This window comes from Rugamonas fusca, from assembly GCF_014042365.1.
In the GTDB taxonomy this organism is placed as follows: Bacteria; Pseudomonadota; Gammaproteobacteria; order Burkholderiales; family Burkholderiaceae_D; genus Rugamonas; species Rugamonas fusca.
Genome location: NZ_JACEZS010000068.1, coordinates 1 through 647, shown reverse-complemented (window position 1 = coordinate 647; position 647 = coordinate 1). Strand labels below are relative to the sequence as shown.

At 56.7% G+C, this 647-nt stretch carries 1 protein-coding gene; it reads left to right on the top strand.

The genetic code is table 11. The annotated features are described in order from the left end of the window. Nucleotides 1-118 precede the first annotated feature (118 nt). Nucleotides 119-517 (top strand): DNA-packaging protein FI, encoded by a 399-nt coding sequence (locus tag H3H36_RS26340; RefSeq protein WP_000158919.1) that lies wholly within the window; start codon nucleotides 119-121, stop codon nucleotides 515-517. The last annotated feature ends 130 nt before the right edge of the window (nucleotides 518-647 follow it).

Below are 647 nucleotides of genomic sequence, written 5' to 3'. Positions count from 1 at the left end.
GATGAGTTCGTGTCCGTACAACTTGCCCGTGAGACAAAGGTACGCCTGATGAGTTCGTGTCCGTACAACTGGCGTAATCATGGCCCTTCGGGGCCATTGTTTCTCTGTGGAGGAGTCCATGACGAAAGATGAACTGATTGCCCGTCTCCGCTCGCTGGGTGAACAACTGAACCGTGATGTCAGCCTGACGGGGACGAAAGAAGAACTGGCGCTCCGTGTGGCAGAGCTGAAAGAGGAGCTTGATGACACGGATGAAACTGCCGGTCAGGACACCCCTCTCAGCCGGGAAAATGTGCTGACCGGACATGAAAATGAGGTGGGATCAGCGCAGCCGGATACCGTGATTCTGGATACGTCTGAACTGGTCACGGTCGTGGCACTGGTGAAGCTGCATACTGATGCACTTCACGCCACGCGGGATGAACCTGTGGCATTTGTGCTGCCGGGAACGGCGTTTCGTGTCTCTGCCGGTGTGGCAGCCGAAATGACAGAGCGCGGCCTGGCCAGAATGCAATAACGGGAGGCGCTGTGGCTGATTTCGATAACCTGTTCGATGCTGCCATTGCCCGCGCCGATGAAACGATACGCGGGTACATGGGAACGTCAGCCACCATTACATCCGGTGAGCAGTCAGGTGCGGTGATACG